Source organism: Brevibacterium aurantiacum (assembly GCF_900169065.1).
Taxonomy (GTDB): Bacteria; Actinomycetota; Actinomycetes; order Actinomycetales; family Brevibacteriaceae; genus Brevibacterium; species Brevibacterium aurantiacum.
In genome coordinates this window covers 42,767-66,641 of sequence record NZ_FXZB01000013.1, presented here as the reverse complement: position 1 = coordinate 66,641, position 23,875 = coordinate 42,767, and the positions used below count along the sequence as shown (strand labels likewise).

The 23,875-nt window shown below is 62.1% G+C and carries 24 protein-coding genes; 9 read left to right on the top strand and 15 right to left on the bottom strand.

The features are described 5' to 3' along the window. Positions 1–35 precede the first annotated feature (35 nt). Positions 36–458 carry a hypothetical protein gene (locus BAUR9175_RS10470; RefSeq protein WP_009884636.1) on the bottom strand — a complete coding sequence of 141 codons (423 nt, stop codon included), beginning with the start codon at positions 456–458 and terminating at the stop codon, positions 36–38. A gap of 29 nt (positions 459–487) precedes the next feature. Further along, positions 488–1,279 (bottom strand): alpha/beta hydrolase, encoded by a 792-nt coding sequence (locus BAUR9175_RS10465; RefSeq protein WP_009884635.1) that lies wholly within the window; start codon positions 1,277–1,279, stop codon positions 488–490. Between the two features lie 67 nt (positions 1,280–1,346). Here BAUR9175_RS10465 and BAUR9175_RS10460 point away from each other — a divergent pair, with 67 nt between their 5' ends. Both BAUR9175_RS10460 and BAUR9175_RS10455 read left to right on the top strand, forming a co-directional pair. After that, positions 1,347–2,144, top strand: coding sequence for a lysophospholipid acyltransferase family protein (locus BAUR9175_RS10460; RefSeq protein WP_009884634.1), 798 nt, complete (start codon positions 1,347–1,349; stop codon positions 2,142–2,144). 240 nt (positions 2,145–2,384) lie between these two features. After that, a complete protein-coding gene (locus tag BAUR9175_RS10455; protein WP_009884633.1) occupies positions 2,385–2,966 on the top strand; it encodes a MerR family transcriptional regulator in 582 nt (193 codons plus the stop codon). Positions 2,967–3,260: 294 nt separating this feature from the next. On the opposite strand, the gene BAUR9175_RS10450 is transcribed toward BAUR9175_RS10455, so the two are convergent. Next, complete coding sequence (locus tag BAUR9175_RS10450) at positions 3,261–4,073, bottom strand: ParA family protein (RefSeq protein WP_029417561.1); 813 nt, start codon at positions 4,071–4,073, stop codon at positions 3,261–3,263. Positions 4,074–4,247: 174 nt separating this feature from the next. Here BAUR9175_RS10450 and BAUR9175_RS10445 point away from each other — a divergent pair, with 174 nt between their 5' ends. The 3 genes from BAUR9175_RS10445 to BAUR9175_RS10435 are packed head-to-tail and all read left to right on the top strand — an operon-like array spanning position 4,248 to position 9,044. Beyond that, positions 4,248–7,649: a pyruvate carboxylase gene (locus BAUR9175_RS10445; RefSeq protein ID WP_009884631.1), complete on the top strand. Its 3,402-nt coding sequence runs from the start codon at positions 4,248–4,250 to the stop codon at positions 7,647–7,649. Continuing rightward, entirely contained in the window at positions 7,642–8,148 is a 507-nt protein-coding gene (locus BAUR9175_RS10440) for a peptide deformylase (protein WP_009884630.1), read from the top strand. Before BAUR9175_RS10445 ends, BAUR9175_RS10440 begins: the two co-directional genes overlap by 8 nt. Positions 8,149–8,189: 41 nt before the next feature. Next, positions 8,190–9,044 (top strand): 3-hydroxybutyryl-CoA dehydrogenase, encoded by an 855-nt coding sequence (locus BAUR9175_RS10435; protein ID WP_009884629.1) that lies wholly within the window; start codon positions 8,190–8,192, stop codon positions 9,042–9,044. A 96-nt stretch (positions 9,045–9,140) separates the two neighbouring features. On the opposite strand, the gene BAUR9175_RS10430 is transcribed toward BAUR9175_RS10435, so the two are convergent. Further along, positions 9,141–10,400, bottom strand: coding sequence for an aspartate aminotransferase type Ic (locus BAUR9175_RS10430; protein WP_101583688.1), 1,260 nt, complete (start codon positions 10,398–10,400; stop codon positions 9,141–9,143). Between the two features lie 135 nt (positions 10,401–10,535). Here BAUR9175_RS10430 and BAUR9175_RS10425 point away from each other — a divergent pair, with 135 nt between their 5' ends. After that, positions 10,536–11,255 (top strand): class I SAM-dependent methyltransferase, encoded by a 720-nt coding sequence (locus tag BAUR9175_RS10425; protein WP_257944311.1) that lies wholly within the window; start codon positions 10,536–10,538, stop codon positions 11,253–11,255. 134 nt (positions 11,256–11,389) lie between these two features. Here BAUR9175_RS10425 and BAUR9175_RS10420 read toward each other — a convergent pair whose 3' ends face one another. Then, a complete protein-coding gene (locus BAUR9175_RS10420) occupies positions 11,390–11,854 on the bottom strand; it encodes an Hsp20/alpha crystallin family protein (RefSeq protein WP_009884626.1) in 465 nt (154 codons plus the stop codon). An 83-nt stretch (positions 11,855–11,937) separates the two neighbouring features. Between BAUR9175_RS10420 and BAUR9175_RS10415 the strand changes: the two genes are divergently transcribed. Continuing rightward, positions 11,938–12,873, top strand: coding sequence for an AEC family transporter (locus BAUR9175_RS10415; protein WP_101583685.1), 936 nt, complete (start codon positions 11,938–11,940; stop codon positions 12,871–12,873). A gap of 158 nt (positions 12,874–13,031) precedes the next feature. Here the strand turns inward: BAUR9175_RS10415 and BAUR9175_RS10410 are convergent, their stop codons facing one another. Further along, positions 13,032–13,547, bottom strand: coding sequence for a ferritin (locus tag BAUR9175_RS10410; protein WP_029417556.1), 516 nt, complete (start codon positions 13,545–13,547; stop codon positions 13,032–13,034). A gap of 198 nt (positions 13,548–13,745) precedes the next feature. On the opposite strand from BAUR9175_RS10410, the gene BAUR9175_RS19370 reads away from it, so the two are divergent. Next, entirely contained in the window at positions 13,746–14,027 is a 282-nt protein-coding gene (locus tag BAUR9175_RS19370; RefSeq protein WP_009884623.1) for a 4a-hydroxytetrahydrobiopterin dehydratase, read from the top strand. Here BAUR9175_RS19370 and BAUR9175_RS10400 read toward each other — a convergent pair. The 4 genes from BAUR9175_RS10400 to BAUR9175_RS10385 all read right to left on the bottom strand — a co-directional run bounded on the left by BAUR9175_RS10400 (position 14,003) and on the right by BAUR9175_RS10385 (position 18,248). Continuing rightward, positions 14,003–15,451, bottom strand: a complete 1,449-nt coding sequence (locus tag BAUR9175_RS10400) for an amidase (protein WP_009884622.1) — start codon at positions 15,449–15,451, stop codon at positions 14,003–14,005. The two genes, BAUR9175_RS19370 and BAUR9175_RS10400, sit on opposite strands and share 25 nt — an antisense overlap. A gap of 4 nt (positions 15,452–15,455) precedes the next feature. Continuing rightward, a complete protein-coding gene (locus BAUR9175_RS10395; protein WP_009884621.1) occupies positions 15,456–16,688 on the bottom strand; it encodes an amidohydrolase in 1,233 nt (410 codons plus the stop codon). Between the two features lie 68 nt (positions 16,689–16,756). Beyond that, entirely contained in the window at positions 16,757–17,491 is a 735-nt protein-coding gene (locus tag BAUR9175_RS10390; RefSeq protein WP_009884620.1) for a membrane protein, read from the bottom strand. Between the two features lie 10 nt (positions 17,492–17,501). Continuing rightward, on the bottom strand, positions 17,502–18,248 hold the full coding sequence (locus BAUR9175_RS10385; protein ID WP_101583683.1) for a DUF5058 family protein: 747 nt from the start codon (positions 18,246–18,248) through the stop codon (positions 17,502–17,504). 222 nt (positions 18,249–18,470) lie between these two features. Between BAUR9175_RS10385 and BAUR9175_RS10380 the strand changes: the two genes are divergently transcribed. Continuing rightward, on the top strand, positions 18,471–19,031 hold the full coding sequence (locus BAUR9175_RS10380) for a maleylpyruvate isomerase N-terminal domain-containing protein (RefSeq protein WP_101583682.1): 561 nt from the start codon (positions 18,471–18,473) through the stop codon (positions 19,029–19,031). A gap of 66 nt (positions 19,032–19,097) precedes the next feature. Here the strand turns inward: BAUR9175_RS10380 and BAUR9175_RS19940 are convergent, their stop codons facing one another. The 5 genes from BAUR9175_RS19940 to BAUR9175_RS10355 all read right to left on the bottom strand — a co-directional run bounded on the left by BAUR9175_RS19940 (position 19,098) and on the right by BAUR9175_RS10355 (position 23,864). Continuing rightward, a complete protein-coding gene (locus BAUR9175_RS19940; RefSeq protein ID WP_114320280.1) occupies positions 19,098–19,334 on the bottom strand; it encodes an HIT domain-containing protein in 237 nt (78 codons plus the stop codon). A 182-nt stretch (positions 19,335–19,516) separates the two neighbouring features. Then, positions 19,517–20,077, bottom strand: coding sequence for a hotdog fold domain-containing protein (locus BAUR9175_RS10370; protein ID WP_009884903.1), 561 nt, complete (start codon positions 20,075–20,077; stop codon positions 19,517–19,519). Between the two features lie 304 nt (positions 20,078–20,381). Beyond that, on the bottom strand, positions 20,382–20,828 hold the full coding sequence (locus tag BAUR9175_RS10365) for a transglycosylase family protein (protein WP_269465928.1): 447 nt from the start codon (positions 20,826–20,828) through the stop codon (positions 20,382–20,384). A gap of 229 nt (positions 20,829–21,057) precedes the next feature. Continuing rightward, a complete protein-coding gene (locus BAUR9175_RS10360) occupies positions 21,058–23,439 on the bottom strand; it encodes an ATP-binding cassette domain-containing protein (RefSeq protein ID WP_101583680.1) in 2,382 nt (793 codons plus the stop codon). A gap of 5 nt (positions 23,440–23,444) precedes the next feature. Further along, on the bottom strand, positions 23,445–23,864 hold the full coding sequence (locus BAUR9175_RS10355) for a VOC family protein (RefSeq protein ID WP_009884900.1): 420 nt from the start codon (positions 23,862–23,864) through the stop codon (positions 23,445–23,447). Positions 23,865–23,875 lie beyond the last annotated feature (11 nt).

Below are 23,875 nucleotides of genomic sequence, written 5' to 3'. Positions count from 1 at the left end.
TGACACCGGGGGAGACCCGAGGTGCGAAGCCGTGATCAGACCGAGGCACCGTTGTCCCCGTCGGACGAACGGTTCGTGGGGAGATGGAAGAAGAGCCCGACTGCCCCGCCGAGACCGACGGCGATGCCGACCAACAGAAACCACCCGGGCAGAGGTCGGAAGAAGATCACGCCGAGGAGCAACAGCAGCACGGCACCGAACGTGGCGACGACGGAGAGCATCAGAGTCGGTGAGGCTGTGCGCCAACCGATCGGCGCGGCAGGGCCGGGTTCCCACCCTTCATCCTCTTCGAGTCGTTCCCTGACCTCGTCGGCAGGCATATCGCCCATCATCGCGCTGGGTTCGGCAATCTGGTTGACGAGATCTTCCCAGTGACTGTCACTGATGCGTGAGGAATCGCCGAGCTGCTCCGATTCTGGAACCTCGTTACGCCAGTCCTCGTTCTTCTCGTCGTCCATGTTCTCTATCAGCAATCCTGTCGACTTCTCTATTCCCGGTCTCCCGGGGTACCAGCCGTTGCGCCACCGGCGGATGTCACCTTCTCAAGGATCACCTCGGCGATGGTGTCCGCGTCGTTGTCCAAGGTGGCTACGTGACGTGACCGACGCAGGGCACGGATCGCAGGAGCCGTGGGCAGACGTGAGCGCAGGGTCCTGAGGGTGAGTGGGCCGACGACGCCGTCACTGCCGGAGATGAAGAGCGTGACCGGGCATTCGACCCGCCATAGGTCGTTGCGAAGCTTCGACTGCGCCGAGGCGAATGATGCGATGGCAGCGACAGGCGTCCGGTCGTAGGCATATTCGCAGCGATCCGGATGTGCGATGTCTCCGCCGATCGCCGGCACCGAGGCGACGAAATGTTTGAGGACCGGAAGAAGTGGAGTCAGCGGGGAGTCGATGTACAGGGCCGGATTGATGAGGACGAGTTCAGTAGGAGGCGAATCGTCGGCACCCAATGCCAAGGCCAAGGCCCCACCCATGGACAAACCAGCGACCACTACCCGAGAGTGAGTCTGCGACAGCGCCGACAACTCCGCCTTCGCAGCGTCGAGCCAATCAGACCACTTCGTGGCATTGAGATCCTGCCAACGGGTGCCGTGTCCGGGAAGCAACGGCACGCTGACGCTGACTCCGTGATCGCTGAGGGCACGGGCAATGGGAAACCACGCGGCCGGAGAACCGGTGATTCCGTGGAGAAACAGCACGGCAGACTCCGAGTCCGGAGCGATCTGCCGGTAAGGTGCAGTCGGCACCGATTGTGGTGAGTAGTCGATCTCCATAGCATCAGCATGGCATGAATGTGCGGTGATGGTGTCGATATATGATGTCCGAGAACGACAAAGAGTCGTGACAGGGAAGGTGCTCGTGTTCTACTGGTTTCTCAAGCGAGTCGTGGCCGGACCCATTCTGCGGATCCTCTTCCGCCCCTGGGTGCGCGGACTGGACAACCTCCCGTCCGATGGGCCTGCGATCATCGCGGGAAATCACAACCATTTCATGGATTCGATCTTCGTCCCCCTGCTCGCCCCCAGGCCAGTCGTCTACCTGGCGAAGAAGGACTACTTCACCGGACGCGGACTCAAAGGCACCGTCACACGGTGGTTCTTCAAACTCAACAACCAGCTGCCGATGGACAGAGCCGGGGGATCCGGTTCGCAGGCGTCCCTCGAGTCCGGACTCAAGGTGCTGCGCGAGGGTAACTCCCTGGGCATCTATCCTGAGGGAACTCGCTCACCGGATGGCAAGCTCTACCGCGGCCGGACCGGCGTGGCCCGGCTGGTTCTCGAGTCGGGTGCTCCGGTGATTCCCGTCGCGATCATCGGCACCGACAAGATCCAGCCCGCAGGCCGACTGATCCCGAAGTTCCGGCGCGTCGGAATCGTCTTCGGATCGTCGATGGACTTCTCCAAGTACGAGGGGCTCCCAACCGACCGCTTCCTCCTGCGCTCCGTCACCGACGAGATCATGTACGAGATCATGCGGCTGTCCGGGCAGGAATACGTCGACAAATACGCTTCGACCGTCAAGACCAAGCTCCTCACCAGCTCCAAACCGAAGAAGGCAGACGAGCCCAAACCGGACGATGAGCAGACACAGGAATCAGCCGAGGCCGAGAACCACAAGGCCCGGCCAGAATCCGAGTGATCGGGTACGTCTGCTGGGTCTCGGGCTGTCCGAACGGCACTCATTCGGGTGTTCGAATACTGCGATAACGGCGACACGCAAAAATTGTTACCTTGAGGTGTTTGTCCTGGAAGGCCGGGAAGAATAGCTTGGAGATGTTGAATCCCACTGTAGGTTCGCTGAGAAGAGAGCTAGAATCGAAATGTTCTCTGCCCTTCAAAGCGACCTCGCTTCCCCCAGGGACTATAAGGAGGAGTCGGTGTGAACCGCTCAAGTCATGAAAGCGTCGAGCCGACGCCAATACCGCCAGCCGCTCAGGGACTGTTGTTCGACGACGATCTGCCTGTCCTCGATGAAGAGGCCGGCTACCGTGGTCCCACTGTGTGCAAGGTCGTCGGCATCAGCTACCGCCGACTCGATTACTGGGCACGCACCGACCTGGTGACCCCGTCGATTCGCAATGCAACCGGATCAGGCAGCCAGCGGCTCTACAGCTTCCGTGACATCCTCGTCCTCAAGATCGTCAAGCGACTCCTCGACACCGGCGTCGGGCTGCAGTCGATCCGCACGGCAGTCGACCACCTGCGTTCGCGTGGAGTTCGGGATCTCTCACAGATCACCCTGATGTCTGATGGAGCCAGCGTCTTCGAATGCACTTCACCCGATGAGGTCGTCGACCTCCTGCAGGGCGGACAGGGCGTCTTCGGCATCGCCGTCGGTCGTGTCTGGAACGAAGTCGAAGGCAGTCTCTCCGAACTGCCCAGCGAACGGCTTCCCGAAGATGACTCAGCCATCGTCGAGATGGACGAGCTCGCCCAACGACGGGCTCAGAAACTCGGCTGAACAGGTTGCTCGCCCGGATACCGGGCAGTCCCAGATAGGGACACCATGGGGGGATTGATGAGTGTGGCCCGTCCGAAAGGACGGGCCACACTCATATTCAATGACAGGTTCGGCAGTGGCGCTCTGCCTCAGCATCGTCCAGGCGTCGCGGTACGAACTGGGCGCTGCGGTGGGATCTGCACGCGGCACTGGGATCTGGGCGCTGCGGTTGTGGTCTCGCTGTCCCGGAAAAGCATCAGGTGCAGCTGAACTCAGTCAGCTGCACCTGATTGCACTATCTCGGACTTACCGGACCTACTGCTTCGGGGTTTTGCGCGAGCGGATGTTCTCCGAACGTAGGGCACGCTCCAGCAGCGCGTCGAACGACGTCGCCACCTCTTCTGCCGGCTTTCCAGGCCAGGAGTGGATCGGACGCGCCGACCCCTGGGCCTGCTGCATCACTGCGCGTTCGGCCAGTGGGGGATTGAGAACCAGTGGCCCGAACATCTCCCGCATCTCTGAAATCCGATAGTCATGCTCGTTGGACCCGGCACGCACCCGGTTGACGACAAGACCCAGCGGCTGGATATCCGAGGTGCCACGCTGGCGCAGCTCGTCGGCGGCCCGCAGTGCGCGATCGGCTGCGGCGACCGAGAACAGACTGGGCTCAGTCACCACGGCCACCCGACTGCTGGCCGTCCACGCGGTGCGCGTGAGCCCGTTGAGACTCGGCGGACAGTCGATGAGCACGAGACGATAGCCCTTGGCCACCCGACTCAGTGCGTCTTCGAGGCGCCGGAGGTACCTCTCAGACAGCGAAGGTCGATCGAACTCCGCAGCCCTGGGGGAGCCGGAGATCACGTCGAGGTGTCCGAGCTTATCGCCCACCCACCCGGAGGGGATGATCGCCTCGGACAGGATTTTCTGGGACTTAGGAGCAGCGAGAACATCGGCGATGTCGACGCGCGTCGACGTCGGGACATCAAGGCCGGTCGAGGAATCCGCTTGCGGATCCATGTCGACGACCAAGGTCGGAATTCCCCGGTTGTATGCGGCCGAGGCAAGACCGAGTGTCACGGACGTCTTACCGACTCCGCCTTTGAGGCTGCTGATACTTAGGACAAGCACCCTCCTACGTTAACGTATCCGGCTGGGCTGAGCCGTCACGACCACGCCGGGCGTGGCAGTCGAGTAAAAATGGGACCCCCTGATTCGAGTGGCCTGGGTCACTGAGTAGAGTAGTTCTTCGACAGCCCGTCGACTATCGCCTACGAGCGATCGATACAGAAGTGAGAGACACAGATGTTCTCTAAAGTTCTTGTGGCAAATCGTGGAGAGATTGCCGTTCGCGCGTTCAGAGCAGCGTACGAACTCGGCGCCTCCACTGTCGCTGTTTTCCCCTATGAGGATCGGAACTCCGAACACCGCATGAAAGCCGACGAGGCCTACATGATCGGCCAAGAAGGCCATCCAGTCCGTGCCTACCTCAGCGTCGAAGAGATGCTGCGCGTCGCGAAGGAATCCGGAGCCGACGCCATCTACCCCGGCTACGGCTTCCTGTCGGAGAATCCCGACCTGGCACGAGCCTGCCATGAGGCAGGAATCACCTTCATCGGCCCCAAGGCCGATGTACTCGAACTCGCCGGCAACAAGGTGCAGGCTCTGACAGCCGCACGCAATGCCGGGATTCCCGTACTCGATTCGACCCGTCCCTCTGCTGACATCGCGCAGCTGTTGGCCGACGCGGAATCCATGGAGTACCCACTCTTCGTCAAGGCTGTGGCCGGAGGCGGAGGACGCGGAATGCGCCGCGTCGGCGAAGCCTCGCAACTGGAGGACGCACTCAAAGCCGCCATGCGCGAAGCCGAGGGTGCCTTCGGAGATCCCACGGTCTTCATCGAGCAGGCCGTGCAGCGGCCGCGCCACATCGAGGTCCAGGTCCTTGCCGACAATGACTCGAATGCGATCCACCTCTTCGAACGCGACTGCTCGGTCCAGCGTCGCCACCAGAAGGTCGTCGAACTTGCACCGGCTCCGAACCTGGACCCGGCCATCGCTGACGCGCTTCACGCCGACGCCCTCAAGTTCGCCAAGGCGCTGGGCTACCAGAACGCCGGAACCGTTGAGTTCCTCCTCGAAACCGACGGCCCCCGCAAGGGCCAGCACGTCTTCATCGAGATGAACCCGCGCATCCAGGTTGAGCACACGGTCACCGAGGAGATCACGGACGTCGACCTGGTCGCCTCCCAGATGCGCGTCGCGTCGGGGGAGACCCTGGCTGAGATCGGCCTGACTCAGGAAGACATGCGGATCAAGGGTGCTGCCCTCCAGTGCCGCATCACCACCGAGGATCCGGCAAATGCCTTCCGTCCCGACACCGGAACCATCACCGCCTACCGCTCTGCCGGCGGCGCAGGTGTCCGACTCGACGGAGGAACCGTCCACGCCGGTGCCGCCGTCAGCGCCCACTTCGACTCGATGCTGGTCAAGCTCACCTGCCGTGGTCGCGACTTCGAACAGGCGATCTCACGTGCCCGACGGGCCCTGGCCGAGTTCAGGATCCGCGGCGTATCGTCGAACATCGGCTTCCTGCGAGCGGTGCTCGAAGATGACTCGTTCATCGCCGGTGACCTGGCAACATCATTCATCGAAGAGCGGCCCCATCTGCTCGACGCCCGTGTCAGCGCGGACCGTGGTTCGAAGATCCTCGACTACCTGGCCGACGTCACCGTCAACCGTCCTCACGGCGAACCCAGCGTGCGCATTCGCCCCGGTGAGAAGCTGCCCGAGATCGACCTCGGCGCGGATCCCGCACCGGGCAGCCGTGACCGTCTCCTCGAGGCCGGTCCCTCCGGCTTCGCCCAGTCGCTGCGCAATCAGACACCATTGGCTGTCACCGACACCACGTTCCGCGACGCTCACCAGTCCCTGCTGGCCACCCGGGTCCGCTCCCGTGACCTGCTGGCCGTCGCCGGACACGTCGCCCGGATGACGCCGGAGCTGCTGAGCATCGAAGCCTGGGGAGGTGCCACCTACGATGTGGCGCTGCGTTTCCTCGGTGAGGATCCCTGGGAACGGCTGACCGCTCTGCGCTCGGCAGTGCCCAACATCAACCTCCAGATGCTCCTGCGCGGTCGCAACACCGTCGGCTACACCCCGTACCCGACTCAGGTCACTGACGCCTTCGTCGATGAGGCGGCACGCACCGGCATCGACATCTTCCGCATCTTCGACGCCCTCAACGACGTCGAGCAGATGCGCCCGGCCATCGAAGCGGTTCGTTCCACGAACACCACAGTCGCCGAGGTTGCCCTGTGCTACACCTCCGACATCCTCGATCCGCGTGAAGAGCTCTACACGCTCGACTACTACCTCAAGCTGGCTGAGCAGATCGTCGGTGCCGGAGCACATGTGCTCGCGATCAAGGACATGGCCGGGCTCCTGCGCCCCGCCGCCGCGACGAAACTCGTCACAGCACTGCGGGAGAACTTCGATCTCCCGGTCCACGTCCACACCCACGACACCGCGGGCGGTCAGCTGGCCACTCTCTACGCTGCCGCGGCAGCCGGAGCAGACGCCGTCGACGCCGCCTCGGCGGCCATGGCCGGCACCACGAGCCAGCCGAGCCTGTCCGCGCTGGTGGCAGCGTTTGAAAACACCGAACGCGACACTCAGATCAGCCTCAACGCTGTCAGCGATCTCGAGCCCTACTGGGAATCAGTCCGCAAGGTCTACGCACCCTTCGAGTCCGGTCTGGCCGGACCGACCGGACGTGTCTACCGACATGAGATCCCGGGCGGACAGCTGTCCAACCTGCGCCAGCAGGCTGTGGCACTGGGACTGGGGGAGCGATTCGAAGAGATCGAGCGCATGTACGCCGCAGCCGATGCCATCCTCGGCCACCTCGTCAAGGTCACTCCCTCGTCGAAGGTCGTCGGTGACCTCGCGCTCCACCTCGTGGGCGCCGGTGTCGATCCTCAGGAGTTCGCCGAGAACCCGGACAAGTTCGACATCCCGGACTCGGTGATCGGATTCCTCAACGGCGACCTCGGCGACCCTCCAGGCGGATGGCCTGAGCCGTTCCGCACAAAGGCTCTGGCAGGCCGCAGGCACAATGCTGTCTCCGAAGACCTCGCAACCGAGGACGCGGCAGCGCTGGAGACCCCCGGCACCGAGCGGCAGGCGAAACTCAATTCGCTTCTGTTCCCTGGACCGACGAAGGAATTCCAGCAGATGCGGGCCAACTACGGTGATCTCTCCGTTGTCGAGACCTCGGAATACCTCTACGGTCTGACCGCGGGGGAGGAACACGCCGTCGAACTGTCCAAGGGCAAGGACCTCCTCATCGGTGTCCAGGCCATCAGCGGCACCGACGAACGCGGCATGCGCTCGGTGATGTTCACTCTCAACGGCCAGCTGCGTCCACTGCAGGTTCGCGATCGTGCCGTCGAAAGCGACGTCAAGACCGCGGAGAAGGCCGATCCGACGAACTCCGGTCACGTGGCCAGCCCGTTCGCCGGTGTGGTCACCCTGCAGGTTGCCGAGGGCGACACGGTCGAGGCCGGCGCTACGGTTGCCACGATCGAGGCGATGAAGATGGAGGCTTCCATCACCACTCAGACGGGCGGCACCGTCTCACGTATCGCCATCGGCAACGTCCAGCAGCTCGAAGGCGGCGACCTCGTCGTGGTCATCGATGGCTGAACGCGACATCCGTCTCTGGGGTGATCCGGTGCTGCGCAGTCCGTGCGCACCGGTCACCGTCTTCGACGAAGGGCTCAGAGCATTGGCCCAAGACCTCGTGGACACATCTCTGCCGGAGGGCCGGGCCGCTGTGGCGGCACCGCAGATCGGCGTCGGCGTACGGGCATTCGGATATGATCTCGACGGCCGCACGGGGTATGTCATCAACCCCGAGGTCGTCGAGGTCGGCGGGGAGCTGCGCGACATCGAAGAAGGCTGCCTGTCTGTCCCCGGGCTGTTCTTCCCCACACCGCGCTACGAGTTCGCTCGTGTGCGCGGTGTGGATGCGGAGAACTCGCCCGTGGAGATCTCCGGCACCGAGGTCTTCGCCCAGATGCTTCAGCACGAGGTCGCTCACCTTGATGGTCAGGTCTACGTCCAGACCCTTCCCAAGGAGCGTCGCCGAGAGGCGATGAAGGCCATCCGCGGCTCAGACTGGTTCCTCGCCAGGCAGCCGTAACCAACAACGACGAATCACCACTTCAACAGAAGGAGCACCAGATGAGCATTCAACGCACTGCAGTCATCGGAAGCGGACTCATGGGAGCAGGCATCGCCGAGGTGCTCGCGAAGTCAGGTCTCGACGTCATCGTCCGTGAGATCAACGACGAGGCCTCGGCAGCTGGTCGTGCTCGTATCGAGAAGTCCCTGGCCCGTGCGGTGGAAAAGGGCAAGCTCGATGCCCAGGCCCGTGACGAGGCGATGGGCAGGCTGCGATTCACCACCGACATCGGCGAACTCGCCGATCGTCAGCTGGTCATCGAGGCCGCAAGTGAGAACGAGGACATCAAGAAGTCGATCTTCGCCGAACTCGACAAGGTCGTGACCGACCCCGATGCGATCCTCGCCTCCAACACCTCGTCGATGCCGATCATCCGGTTTGCACAGTCGACGTCACGTCCGGAGCGTGTGCTCGGGGTTCACTTCTTCAACCCGGCACCGGTCCAGCCCCTGGTTGAGATCGTCTCCTCCGTGCTCACCGCCGATTCGGTGCGTGATTCGGTCACGGAGTTCGTCGCCGAGGTGCTGGGCAAGAACCCGATCCAGGCGCAGGACCGTCCCGGGTTCATCGTCAATGCACTGCTTATCCCGTACCTGTGCAGTGCCATCCGCATGCTCGAGGCCGGGTTCGCCACCAAGGAAGACATCGACGCCGGAATGGTGGGCGGCTGCGCGCACCCGATGGGGCCGATCAAGCTTGCCGACATGGTGGGACTCGACACCTGCCTGTACGCGGCTGAGAGCATCTACAGGGAGACCGGAGATCCTGCGGCCAAACCTCCAGTGCTGCTCTCGCGCATGGTTGATGGCGGCCTGCTCGGAGTCAAGTCCGGCCGCGGCTTCTACGAGTACTGAGGCCCAAAGGCACCAAGACAGACAAAGAACTCCTGGTCGGTGATTTCACCGACCAGGAGTTCTTGTATTCAGGCTGCGTACCGCGAAACGCAGGCTTCAGCCCGCGAGGAGCTTCTCGTAGCTGGCGAGTTTCACACAGGCCACGAGGCCCTGCGCAGCCAGTTCCACATCTTCGACTGTCGGCATGGTGGGGGCGATGCGGATGACGTTGTTGTGCGGATCCAAACCATAGGGATGGGTGGCACCGGCCGGGGTCAGCTTGACCCCCGCCTCGGCGGCCAGCTTCACGATCCGGTCCGCGGTGCCCTCCAAGGTGGTCAGCGTGATGAAGTATCCACCGTCTGGGTGGGTCCATTGCGCCAGGTCGGTGCCGCCCAGTTCCCGTTCCAAGGTATCGAGCACTGCGTCGAATTTCGGTGCGATGATCTTCGCGTGCTGGCGCATGTGCTCCTCGACGCCCTCCGGGGTGGAGAAGAAACGCAGGTGACGCAGCTGGTTGACCTTGTCGGGACCGATGGAGATCTTTGCGAGATTCGACCGGATCCAATCACTGGTCTCGGGACCCGCACCGAAGAAGGAGACTCCGGCACCGGCGTGGGTGATCTTCGACGTCGAGGCGAAGATCCAGGGGCGTTCCGGGTGTCCGGCCTTGGTGCAGATGTCGAGGATGTCGAGGACCTCGGGATGCTCGTCCCGGAGGTGGTGGAGACCGTAGGCGTTGTCCCACAGCAGCGTGAAGTCGGGTGCCGCGGCAGGCATCGCCGCGAGCTCCTTCGCTCGCTCCTCGGTGATGGTGATGCCTGTCGGGTTCGAGTACATGGGCACCAACCACATGCCTTTGACCGTTTCATCCTCTGCCAGACGCTGGGCCTCGGCGACGACCGGGCCCTGTGAGTCCATGGGGATGCTGAGGAGTTCGAAGCCCAGCGACTCGGCCAGCGTGAAATGGCGGTCGTAACCGGGGACCGGGCAGATGAGCTTGTGAGGCCCCTGGCCCCAGGGTCGTGAGTCACCGACGGTTCCGTGCATGAGAGCAAAGGTCAGAGCCTGGGCCATGAGGGTCAGAGAGGCGTTGCCGCCGGCCAGCAACTGGTTCGAAGGGATCTTGAGCAGCGGTGAGAAGAGCTCACGCAGCTCGACGATTCCGTCCAGACCGCCATAGTTGCGGGTATCGACTCCGCTGGGAGTCATGACGTCATCGGGTGTCACCGCAGTCAGAAGGTCTGCCGCCAGGTCGAGTTGCGCGCTTGCCGGCTTGCCTCGGGTGATATCGAGTTTCAACCCGCGGGAAGCGAATTCCTCATAGGCGCCGGAGGCGCTCTCCAGCTCTGCCTGCAGCTCGGACGTGGGGGACATCGATGCTCCTTGTCACTGTTGTTTGACCGGTACCTCTATCCTAGTCACTTCCTGAGTTCGGCGCGGGCGCCACCCATCGGCGACGAGTTAGAGTTGACCTCGATCATTGAACTTTGCGAATCGGGGTGGGCAGCTGTGAGACCACGCGCGCGATCGGCCCATGGGCGCAGCTTCGGTCGACTGGCCGACGTCTACGATGAAGTGCGCCCACGCTATCCAGATGCGGCCATCGACCTTGCGGGCTCTGAGTGGAGCGAACTCGACGTCTGCGATCTGGGTGCGGGGACGGGCATCCTCAGTCGTGCACTGCTCGACCGCGGAGCCAAGGTCATCGCCGTCGATCCCGACGAAGAGGCCCTGGAGAGCAATCCTGCGCGCAGCAGCGGCGGCAGCGCAGAAGACACCCTGTTGCCGGATGACTGCGTCGATGTCGTGACCGTGGCACAGGCCTGGCACTGGTTCGACGAAGCCGCCGCGGCGGTTGAGATCTCGCGCATCCTGCGACCGGGGGGTCGGCTGCTCATCCTCATCAACCAACTCGACGTGCGTGTCGACTGGGTGCTGCGCCTGAGTCGGATCATGCACGCCGGGGACGTGTACCGTCCCGCGTACCGCCCGAACCCGGCCGGGTTCGAGCCCGTCGCCCATGAGCTGGTCGAGTTCTCCACCCCACTCACCGTGGATGGCATCGTGGATCTGGCCAGGACCCGTTCCTATTGGCTGCGCTCGAACCAGACGACCAGGGCCCGGGTCGAGGCGAATCTGCGTGAGTACTTCACCCTTGAGCACCCTATCGACGGAGCGCTGGAGCTGCCCTACATGTGCCTGGCGTATGTGCTTAAGTCGGTTGCCTGACGGTTCGCCAAGCTGCCTGGTCGGTCCCACACTCAACGCAAAGAAGCGGGCCGCACCATGGGTGCGGCCCGCTTCTCACGGTCGAGTCCTTCGCAACGGAGCGTTGTGTCCGTCGTGACGGCGCAGACTGTCGATCAGGCGCCGGCCGGATCCTCATCACGGACCGGAGAGGTTTCGACAACCTCGGTGGCTCTGGTCGGGTTGGAGTGCGAGACATTGATCTTGCGGGGCCGAGCTTCCTCTGCCACAGGGATGGTCAAGGTCAGCACGCCGTCCTGGTAGTCAGCCTGGATCCGGTCGAGGGCGACTCGATTGCCCAGAGTGAGCTGGCGTGCATAGGTGCCGGTCGTCCGTTCCCGGGTCAGCCACTTCACATCCTTATCTGCCACCTCCGACTGGCGCTGAGCGCGAACGGTCAGCGTGCGATCCTCAACGTCGACGTCGATGCTCGAGGGGTCAACACCCGGCATGTCGATACGTGCGACGAAGACCTCTCCATCACGGTAGAGATCCATGGGAAGCGAAGTGGAGTTCGGGGTGCGAGTCACTTCCGAGAAGAATCGATCGAGGTCACGGATGGGGTCAAAACGTGTAGCCATGAGCTTCCTTTCGTTAGGTCGTTACATTGAGTCAAACACACTCAACTTTGAAATGATTCCCATCTCATGAAATTCTCAGTCTCGTGAGTCTCACTCCGGTCCTCCTCGCCCTCGTTCCCGTCGCTGTTCTGATCTTCTTCGGCGCCGTGCTCAAAAGACTCCCAGGTTTCACCAATCCCGAATTCTGGTCAGGAGCGGAGAAGCTCGCCTACTACTGCGTGTTGCCGGTGCTGCTGTTCACATCGGTCGCCGACGTCAACGTCGCACATGTTCCGCTCGGGCGACTGACCATCGGCCTCATCGCCCCGACACTGCTCGTATCGATCCTCATCATCGTGCTGCGTCGGTTCGTGGCTCGCGATCTTCCATCCTTCACCTCGGTGCTGCAGGGCGGAATCCGCTTCAACACCTACATCGGACTGTCGATATCGGCCAGCATGTTCGGACCTGAGGGGAGTGCCCTGGCCGCCATCGTGGCGGCCGTTCTCGTGCCCACGGTCAACATCGTCTCCAGCCTGGGGTTCGAGTTTCTGCGCACCGGGCCCAGCTCGGTGCTCGGAATCCTCCGCGTCATCGTGACGAACCCGCTGGTGATCGGCTGTGCGGCCGGGGGAGCGTTCAACCTCACCGGAGCTCGCGTGCCAGATGTGCTCGACTCCGTGCTCTCGCCATTGGCGGCCGCGGCCCTGCCGATCGGACTTCTGTGTGTCGGCGCCGGTCTGCGAAGATTTCCGCTTCGCGCCCAGGTCGCGGGACTGGTCAATTCCACCGTGGCAAAGCTCATCGTCCTGCCTGCGGTGACCCTGCTCGCTCTGGTCCTGCTCGACGTCCCCACCACCCCGGCGTTGGTGGCCATGATCTTCCAATCGATCGCCACGGCCAGCTCCGGCTATGTCATGGCGAGGCAGCTCGGCGGCAATTCGGAGCTCATGGCCGCCCTCATCGCGGCCCAGACTGTGCTCATGCTCATCACGCTGCCCATCGTCCTGCTCGTCTCACAAGCCGTACTCGGCAGCTGAGCAATTCATCGTCCGCGGTCTCTCGCATTACCCGCGACTTCGCGGACTGGAAGTTCTCACACCGAAGCAGCGAATGGCCGGACCCTGTGCAGGGTCCGGCCATTCGCTGCTTGCCTACGGTGACTGCAGGTCACACGCAACAGATCATGATCTGTCGATCACTCGTTGTCAGCCTTGATGTCAGGGTGACGCGATCCGAGCTCGGAATCGATCCGGAGCAGACCGGAACCGCTGTCGCCGACGAGCTCCAGGCGACCGATGATCTCAGAGATGGTTGATTCCTCTTCGACCTGCTCGTCGATGAACCAGTGCAGGAGCGGCAGGACGTCGAGATCGGTCTCCGACTGAGCGGTGCGGTAGAGGTTGCGAATCGATTCGGAGACCTTCTCCTCGTGGGCCAAGGCAGCCTTGAAGTAGTCGATGGGCTGTGAGCCCGAGACCTTCGGTGCCGCGATGTCACCGATCTGGGGAGCGAAGCCACGATCCTGGCAGTGCTGAATGAATTTCGCAGCATGGACCTGTTCTTCCTCGGACTGCGCACGCATCCAGCGTGTCATTCCGGGAAGGTCGTGATCATCGAGCTGAATGGACAGCTGCAGGTAGACCATCGACGCTTCAAGTTCGAGAGTGACCTGCTCGCCGAGGACCTTCTGCATTGCGGGGCTCAACTGCATATGTTTCTCCTTCGCGATACGAGACGGATTCGTTCCGTCCTCATGTTCCATATCCTGACACCTTTTCTAGAACGGTTCCAGTGTGGGAAGGCTCGGCAAACAATGCTGAGGCATGGCATACCTGACCCAGCAGATTCGCTGCTTTTGCCGATGCCGTGGCTATGGACACTTCGCCGGGCCCGGTGCCAAGCTGGGTCCATGCAGGATCGAATCGACGAACTCACACAATGGCAATCGGCCGACGACGCACTCCACGCACGGTTCCTGACGGGTTCCTTCGTCAGCGGAGTCACGTTCATCAATGCCATCGCAGACGCAGCAGAAGCCGCAGGCCACCACCCGGATGTGGACCTGCGGTTCCCACATGTGGATATCTCACTGACCACCCATGACGCCGGGTCGATCACCGACAAGGACATCGACTTGGCCACTGAGATCTCCCAGATCGCGAAGGATCAGGGCATCGACGCAGCCAGCTGAGGATGACGGCGATGGACCTGGGTCGCCGTTTCGAAGGCATGCGCCATGCGCAGCAGGTCCACGTCGGCACCCGGCTTCGCGACGAGCTGGACTCCCACCGGCAGCCCCGACTCCGAGAAGCCCGCAGGCACGGAGATCGCCGGGCACCCCGTGGCCGAGATCAGACACAGGGCTCGCATCCAATCGAGATAGTTCTCGAGTCCGACCCCGTTGATCTCCGTGGGGTATTCGATGCTGGCGTCGAAGGGGAGCACTTGGCAGGTGGTGAGCACCAGGAGGTCGTGGTCACCGAAGAACTGGTCGACTTCGCCATGCAGACGTGCACGAGCACGATCGGCGGAGACCACCTCGGTGCCGGTCAGCTTGAGTCCCATCTCGATGTTCCAGATCACGGAATCCTTGATCTGTTCGGGATGCTGTTCCAGCAGGGGCCCCCAGGAATGGACGAAATCGAGGGCTCGTCGAACGTTGAAGACCTCATCGGCATCGCCGAGGTTGGGGATCGTGTCGACGACGCTCGCTCCCAGCTCGGAGAAGACGTCTGCCGTACCCGCCACGATGTCATGGACCTCCCGTTCGACGGGGAGCAGACCGTTGAGGTCTGGGTTGAATCCGATCTTGACACCGCGCAGGTCAGGTTCGGCCTGATGTCCCAGCTCGAACTCGGGCAGGTCGAAGACGCTGCCGGGCTCACTGATCGAACGAGGCCCGCCTGGCTCCGGCCCGGCAGTCGCACTCATCGTCAATGCCACATCCGAGACCGTCCGGGCCATGAAGCCGCTCTGTGCCAACCACGCGAACGGGTTGCCGGGAAGCGTATGAGGAATGCGCCCATTCGACGGGCGAAACCCCACGACATTGTTGAACGACGCGGGGGAGCGCAACGATCCTCCCATGTCCGAACCATCTCCGGAGGCTTGGATGCCAGCGGCCAAGACCGCCCCGACTCCGCCGGAGGAGCCCGAGGCGGACTTGCTCGTGTCATAGGGATTGACCGTGGTGCCGAAGACCGGGTTGAAGGTGTGCGAGCCCGCCGCGAACTCAGGCACATTCGTCTTGCCGGTCGTGTTGACACCCGCCGCTTTGAGTCGGGCGATGATGAGGGAGTCAGTCTCGGGAACGCGATCGGCCATGATCGGCGAGCCCCAGGTGGTGCGCATCCCGGCAGTGTCGTGCGTGTCCTTATGGGTCATCGGCACGCCGTGCAGCGGTCCGATCGGCTCACCGTTGGCCACCGCCTGGTCAGCGGCGTCGGCGCGTGCCAGCGCGCCTTCGTCATCGCGGGTCACCACCGCGTTGAGGGCCGGGTTGAGAGCATCGATGCGTGCCAAGTGATCGCTGAGTGCTTCCCGCGCAGAGATCTCCTTCGTCGCGATCTTCGCCGCCAGCTCACGGGTGGACAGCCAGTCCAGTTCCTTGCTCATCGTCTCACTTCCCGACCGTGCTGAGAACGGCGCTCAGTGCCGCACGAATACCGGTCTCCAGTGTGGTTTCGACATCGTCTGGAGCGAAGAAGGGGGAGTGGTTGCCTGCCGGCGGTTCATCACCGTCGAACTTGGCGGGGGAGTACCCGCCGAAGAACCAGTAGACGTAGGGCACGTCGATGTCATCGCCGAAGGCCCCGAAGTCCTCGCTGCCGGTGACGGCCTGGTCCAGGTGGACCTGTTCTGCTCCGAGCTCGGATCCGGCAGCCTCGAGGAACTGGTCGGTGGTTGCAGGATCGTTGTAGCAGCGTGGGAACCGGTACATCTCTTCGATGATCGGCTCCGGTGCCCCGGATGCCTGCGCCTCGGCGAGGATGATGCGTTCGATCCGGTTGAGGACGACCTCACGCACCTCCTCGTTGAAGGTGCGGATGTTGAGTTTGAATTCGGCGGAATCGGGAATGATGTTCTCCTTCAGCCCGCCGTGGAAGGTGCCCACGGTGACGACAGCCATGTCGCGACCCGAGATCTCTCGCGAGACGATGCTCTGGAGGCGGGTGATCATATAGGCGCCGAGGACGATCGGGTCGACTGAGTTCTCGGGCTGTGAACCATGAGCCTGCTTGCCTCTGACCGTGACCTTGATGCAGTCGGACATCGCCATGGCGGTCTCCTTGGCCACGTAGACGTGTCCGGCCTTACCGGGCCACACGTGCTGTCCGTAGACGACCTCTGGCTTGACGGTCGAGTCCCAAAGTCCGTCGTCGAGCATCGCCCGCGCGCCCTCGCCGGTCTCTTCGCCGGGCTGGAAGATCATGACCACGCTGCCTGACCACAGGTCCTTGTGCTCGACGAGGTAGCGGGCCAGATATAGGCCGACGGTGATGTGCGTATCGTGGCCGCAGCCGTGCATGACCTTCGTGGTCGATCCATCGGGCAGTGTTCCCTCGGCCGTCGAGGCGTAGTCGTATCCGGTATCTTCGGCGATCGGCAGTCCGTCGGTGTCGGCCCGGTAGGCCACGACAGGGCCTTCTCCGTTTTCGATGACGCTGACGATGCCGGTGCCGCCGTAGGTGCGGGTTTCAAGTCCGAGTGCTTCGAGCTTGGAACGAATCGTCGCAGCCGTCTGAGTCTCCTGCATCGACAGCTCGGGCGTGCGATGGAAGTCCTTGTAGTCGGCGACTGTCTGTGCCAGATTGTCCGAGATCGCACTCCGAAGAGTGGTGTTGAGCGACATGATGTCCTTTCACAGTGTGGGTGTATTCGATGGTCTCAGGTATTGAATGATGAGGTGGCGGGTGACCGTCAGTTGATTCCGACGTTGTCGCCGTCTGCCGGTCCCTTCTTGTCGGTGAGGGCCTTGTTCCGGGTGAACCAGGTGATGGCGATCGTCAGAATGACGACGATGGCAACATCGCCGGAGGCCAGGACTGGGACGAGCGGGATGAGGACGAGGATGACCAGGGCCGCCGCTCCCAAGGCGATGAGCGTGGACTTGACCTGCCGCAGAGAAGCGATGAGCTGGACTGTGACACCGCCGAGGATGGCCGGCAGGATGTAGAGCTTGGCTACGAGAGTCACCGGTTCGGGAATGATCGAGACCAGCCAGGTGCCGAGGATGCCCACCAAGAGCACCATGGAGGCCACGTGGATCAGTGCCGCTCCGCAGATGGCCATGGTGGCCGCGTATTCGCCCTTGCGCGTACCCGGCTTCACTCCGAGCGTGTCCTGCGCGACGATCGCCGAGGGCAGGAGCTTGTTGGAGATGTTGCCGATCAGGAATGCCTGGTACATGCCGGCGGGTCCGAGGATCGGGAAGTAGGTCAGTGGTTCGACGATGTAGAAGACGCCGTAGACGGCGAAGACGGCCAGGAACCCCTTGAGGATCTCACCGAAGTTGACGTTGGCATCTGCAACGAACAGAAGGTAGAAGGGCACCGCGGTGGCAATGAGGAACCCGATGAACAGAGTGAGTGAGCCCCACTTGGTCGTGGTGCGTTCGAAGGCCGCGTGCGAGGGTGACGTGATGATGTTGGACATGATGTTCTCCTCAGGCTTCGGGTGCGCCAAGACCGGCGTAGTGGGCGAAGTAGGACGCGATGAGACCCACGAGCAGGGAGATTCCAAGTCCCCATTCCTTGAGCCATGGCTGTTTCAACGTCTTTGCGAGGAAGAGACAGATCGTCATCACCACAGCTGAGACGAGGATGGCGATGACGTGTGTCGGGGATTTCGGAAGCTCCCGAAACGTCAGTGCGGCGAAGGCCGCGAGCAGTGCTGCCCCGGGAATGATGGACATCAGTGCCGGATTGACCTTTTCAAGCTTGTGGGAGCTGTGCTTGAAGACCGGAGTCAGGATCAGGGTGGAGATCATCCACCCTGCACCCGAGAGGCTCATGGCCATGAGAGCGACGATGAAGACGCCACGAGTGAAGGTCTCATCACCGAGGCTCGAGCCCATGGTGCCGGCTGCGATCGAGGCCGAGGCAACCTCGGTGGCGGCGGAACCGATGAGACCGACGCGTACGACGACCGGGGGAGTGCCGAAGAGGGGGAGAAGCGCAATGGCGACGAGGACGACGGACAATGACGGCCCGATCGCAGCAACACCGCCTGCTCTGAAGGCCGATTTGACCTCCTGTTGGGTCATGCCCGCCGATTCGGCGTTCTTCTTCACCGCAGTCATGTAGATGAGTGACTGGACGACGACAACGCCCATAACTGCCGCTGCCAGAATCCAGAGAACCGGGGCATTTGCGAGACCGATGTAATCGGCCGACTGACTTGCCAGCACCATAGCGGGGCTCCTCACTTTCTTGTCGGAGTTGCTCACAGGACCGAGCCACGTCGTTGTGGTCCGCATCACGTGTGTGAGTAACGTATACCGGGACGGGGCTGAAATGATCATCTTTGGCCAGACTTCCCGACTGGCAAGAACAGACTTCTCAATGCCGACCATCAACGAATCCGATGAGTAACCTCAAGAACACAACCATTCGCGATCAGGAAGACTCGAACAATGGGCAAGCGGAACATCGACAGCTACCTCGACCAGGCAGAGACGTGCTGGGTGACTGCTCTGACCCGAGTCTCAGACGAGCACTTTGATCTCAGGAGCGGATGCCAGGAGTGGACCAATAGGGAACTGATCAACCACCTCATCGGCGGGGGACTGCGCTACGAAAAGCTGCTGGCTCAAGCCCCGCCAGCAGAGGTCGAGGCCACCCGAGGACAGGACCACCTCGGCGAGGATCGAGTTGCGTCGTTCTGGAACCATGAACGGGCCTTCCGCAGAATTGCGGGGGAGTGCGATCTCGACCGACAGGTGCCTCATCGCATCGGCCCGATCTCCGGCCATCAGCTGATGCGAATGCGCATACTCGAACTGGCGCTCCACGCCGCCGACCTCTCTGTCGGAACCGGTGATGGGTGGCCCATCGATGATGAGCTGGCAAAGTTCATGTCGACAGAGCTCGACGAACTCATCATCGAATTGGGGGAGACTGGGGGATATGCATCGCCGAGACATCGACACTCAGGATCCCACGCAGAGCGCGTGCTGGCGATCTCGGGGCGCTGAGAGGCGAGGGCTGACCTCATTCGTGAGGGGGAGCGGCCGCCGACAGTTGATCGCAGCACCAAAACGTCAGGCCAACTCTTCTCGAAGCAAGGTGCCACCCAGCAGGTGAAGATGCGGATGTGTGATGCGCTGTTTCGTGTCCGGTCCGAAATTCCACACCAACCGATAGCCGCGTTCATTTAATCCGCGCTGTGCGGCAATCTCCGCTGCCCGCCGCATGAGCCGACCGACCCGCGGACTCGACCTCACGCTCGAGAAAATAGGGGAGACCGTCGTAGTGTGCGCGAGGAAACAGAAGCACATGCGTGGGTGCCATAACGCGAAGGGGAGTGATCGCGAGACACTCCGGATCGTCGTAGATGATCTCTGCGGACTCTGTGCCATCGGCCACGTCACACAATATGCAGGTCATAGCGACACCATATAACGCATTTCCAGAAACACATCCGCAGGGGAGCCGGGGATCGGACTTCCTGCACGTCGACCTAGGCAGCCTTCTTCCGAGAGACCCTCATGGTGATCTCCGCGGAGACGAACACCTGACCGTCAGCATCGAGGACATCGACCGGCACGAGCAGTTCCATCGGATCATCACCGAATTCCGGAAGCGCATCAAGCCGTGCAATGGATGTGACACCGGTGGTGGCCTTGGCCTTGTACTCAACTGTCATTCCGACTGGAATCCAACGATGCGTTGCCGGAACCGTCGCCTCAGTCATCATGCCGGCAGCGATTTCAGCCATATTGCAGGAGGCGATGGCGTGATAGGTGCCGAGATGATTGCGTACGCCGCGACGGTTCGGGGCACTGACTCGGCAATACCCGGGACGCAGCTCATGGATCTGCGGATGAACGGTTCGAAAATAAGGAGCTTTGAAGCACACGGCACGAGTGAAGAGCCAGTTGCCGAACGGGACCTTCTGCAGTTTCTGCCAGATTGTGAAGATCGCGCCCGAAGCTGTGGTGTCCAGACTGCGCGGAGCGCCGGGCATGGAAGTGCGCTGCGCCTCTGCGGTGCCTGTGGTGTCTGCTGTTCCTGCGGTCATGGAATTCTCCTTTGGCCATGGTGCCGGTCGCGGCAATAGTGGTGACGAATGAGTTTACTTAACATAATGTATATTATCGGCGTTATACACATGACCCCAAGGGAGCCACGAGATACCGCTGATATTGAGCTGTCAGTTCTGCCGTCGGTCTTGCCATCAGTTCTGCTGTCATTCCTGCGACGATCATAGTTACCGGTCAGTCACCAGCGTACAAAAAGATGACGGCCGCGGATAGCTTCTCAGCTATTCGCGACCGTCATCGTGCTGACTGCGTGTCAGCCAACTGCGTGTATCAGCAGGTGTCTCAGCTGCCGCCGAGTCCGACCTTGTCGTCATCCTTGGATCCACCATCGTCCTTGGATCCTCCGCCGTCGTCTGCAGCGCCGTTGGCCTTCGTCAGGCCAGCTTCTTCACCACAGACCGGCCATGCTCCCGGGCCCTGCTCCTTGAGAGTCTTCTGAGCGACATCGATCTGCTCTGCCTTGCTGGCCTTGTGAGGCATACCCTCACCGCCGAAGGCCTTCCAGGTCTGCTCCGAGAACTGCAGTCCGCCGTAGTAGCCATTGCCGGTGTTGATGTGCCAGTCACCGCCGGACTCGCACTCGGCGACCTTGTCCCAGACGCCTTCCGAGGACTGAGCCCCTGTGGAGGCCTGAGCTGGGCCGCCCATTCCCGTCAGTCCGGCTGCGGCGACCGCGCCGGCTCCTGCAACGAGGGCGACCTTGCGGAGGCTTGTGCTGTAGAGGTTCACTGTCTCATCTCCGTAATACGACTGCATTTCGGTTCTGTAACTCGGTCGTCACCGAGCCGTTATACACCGTAACGGATCTGAGTGCCGGTGTGAACCGAGATCAAGGTCTCTGCACTCCGAATCGACTCACAGAAGTCACAACACGAACTGAGAGACGAGCCCGTCAGGTGAGTGTCACAGAGGTGCTCGACTCCCCCGAGAATCGCCTCAGACTCCCCCGATATCCGGCTCAGGCACCTGAGACGTAGGCCGCCAGGTGCTGTGCGGTCAAGGACGCGTCCGACTCCGAGGCACCGTCTACGAGTTGCTTCGGAGTGCCTTCGAAGACGATGCGGCCACCGTCGTGTCCGGCCCCGGGTCCTAGGTCGATGATCCAGTCGGCGTGGGCCATGACTGCCTGATGATGCTCGATGACGATAACTGTTCTGCCTGCATCCGCGAGACGGTCGAGCATTCCGAGCAGGTTGTCCACGTCGGCGAGGTGCAGGCCCGTTGTCGGTTCGTCGAGGATGATCACCTGTGCGGCATCCGCGGCTTTGGCCGACAGATGTGTGGCGAGCTTGAGACGCTGTCGCTCACCGCCCGATAAGGTCGTCAACGGCTGTCCCAGGCTGAGATATCCGAGTCCCACCTCGGCGAGGTTGGCGATGATCTTACTCACCGCAGGGATACGTGACTCCTCTGCTGCGAAGTATTCGATGGCTGCTGACACCGGCAGGTCGAGTACCTCACGGATGTTCTTGCCACCGAGCGTGTATTCGAGGACTTCGGCCTGAAATCCCTTGCCGTCGCAGACATCGCAGGGAGCTGACATTCCCGCCATCATTCCGAGATCGGAGTAGATGATCCCGGCACCGTTGCAGACCGGGCAAGCCCCTTCGGAGTTCGCGCTGAAGAGTGCTGGTTTGACCCCGTTGGCCTTCGCGAATGCCTTCCGAATGGGTTCGAGCATGCCGGTGTAGGTGGCCGGGTTGCTCCGACGTGAGCCCTTGATACCCGCCTGATCGATCATGATCACACCATCGCGATGGCGCAGCGATCCTTCGATGAGGGTGCTCTTGCCCGAACCTGCCACGCCAGTGATCGCAGTGATGACTCCGACAGGAACATCAACATCGACGTCACGCAGATTATGGGCCTGTGCTCCCCTGATCTCGAGACGTCCAGTCGGTTCACGGGTTGTCGCCTTCAGCTGCGCACGGTCATTGAGATGTCGACCGGTGAGGGTGTCACTGGTGATGAGGTCGCCGACGGTGCCGGTGAAGCAGACCTCTCCCCCGGCTGTTCCTGCTCCGGGTCCGAGGTCGACGATGTGATCGGCGATTCTGATGGTCTCGGGTTTGTGTTCGACGACGAGGACTGTGTTGCCCTTGTCTCGAAGCGCGATGAGCAGCCCATTCATTGCGTCGATGTCGTGCGGGTGGAGCCCGATCGTGGGTTCGTCGAAGATATAGGTGACATCGGTCAGTGAGGACCCGAGGTGTCGGACCAGCTTGATTCGCTGTGCCTCTCCCCCGGACAGCGACCCGGCCGAACGGTCAAGGGAGAGATATCCGAGGCCGATGTCGACGAAGGCCTGCACATCTGCGATGAGTGATTCCACGAGGTTGCTGACGCCCTCATCGGGGACTTGGGCGAGCCAGTCCAGGAGGTCAGAGACCTGCATTGCGCAGACTTCCGCGATGGACAGACCGACCAGCTTCGATCCTCGTGCCGCCGAGTTCAGGCGTGTGCCGTCACACTCGGGACACTGCGTATAGACGACCGCACGATCGACGAACTCACGCACATGCTTCTGCATCGCGTCGCGGTCCTTTGACAGGAAGGAGCGTCGAATCCGGGGAATGAGTCCGTCGAAGGTCATATTCGTGCCGTTGATGACGATCTTCTCGTCCTCGGCGTAGAGGAGATTGTGCCTCTCCTCCTCGGTGTAGTCGACGATTGCCTTGTCGGGGTCGAAGTATCCCGATTCCGAATAGAACCGCACGCTCCATCCGCCGGGCTTGTAGCCGGGGATCGTGATCGCACCCTCGTTGAGGGACCTCGAGGAGTCGACCACCTCGGCGATGTCGATGTCTGTGGCCGTGCCCATTCCTTCGCAGTGAGGGCACATCCCTCCATTGACGGTGAAGGTACGTCGCTCGACCTGTTTGTCGGCGCCCTTGTCGATCGTCACGGCTCCCTTGCCGCTGATCGTGGCCACATTGAACGAATAGGCCTTGGTCGATCCCAGGTTCGGTTGAGCCAGCCGGGAGAACAGGATGCGCAGCTTCGCGTTGATGTCGCTGACGGTGCCCACCGTCGATCGCGGGTTGGCCCCGATGCGTTCCTGATCGACGATGATGGCGGTGGTCAGGCCCTCCAACACGTCGACTTCGGGTCTGGCCATAGTCGGCATGAAGCCCTGGACGAAGGCGCTGTACGTCTCGTTGATCAGGCGTTGGGACTCGGCTGCGATCGTGGAGAAGACCAGCGACGATTTGCCGGAACCGGAGACTCCGGTGAACACAGAGAGTCGGCGTTTGGGGATGTCGACAGAGATGTCTGCGAGATTGTTCTCCCGAGCTCCCTGCACACGGATGAGCTCATGGTCATCGGCTGGATGCGTCATACCGATCAGCCGCGCTGCTGAACGCGGATCATATTGCCGGCCGGATCCCGCAGAGCGAAGTCCCGGAGACCGTAGGGCTGGTCCATCGGCTCCTGGACGATGTCGGCTCCCCTGCCCTCCACCTCGGCGAAGGCCTCATCGACGTTCGTGCTTGCCAGCACGATCGCGGCGTAGCTGCCCTTGGCCATGAGCGATTCGATGACTGCCCTCTCCTCGTCGCTGATGGTCGGGTCGGTGATCGCTGGGGTGAGCACGATCGAGGTATCGGGTTGACCAGCAGGGCCCACAGTCAGCCACCGCATCTGCCCGGATCCGACATCGAGGCGAACCTCGAAGCCGAGGACGTCACGGTAGAAGGTCAGGGATGCTTCGGCATCGGTGTGAGGCAGGAAGCTGGCGTTGATTGAAATATTCATGATCGTCATCCTAGTGCGCA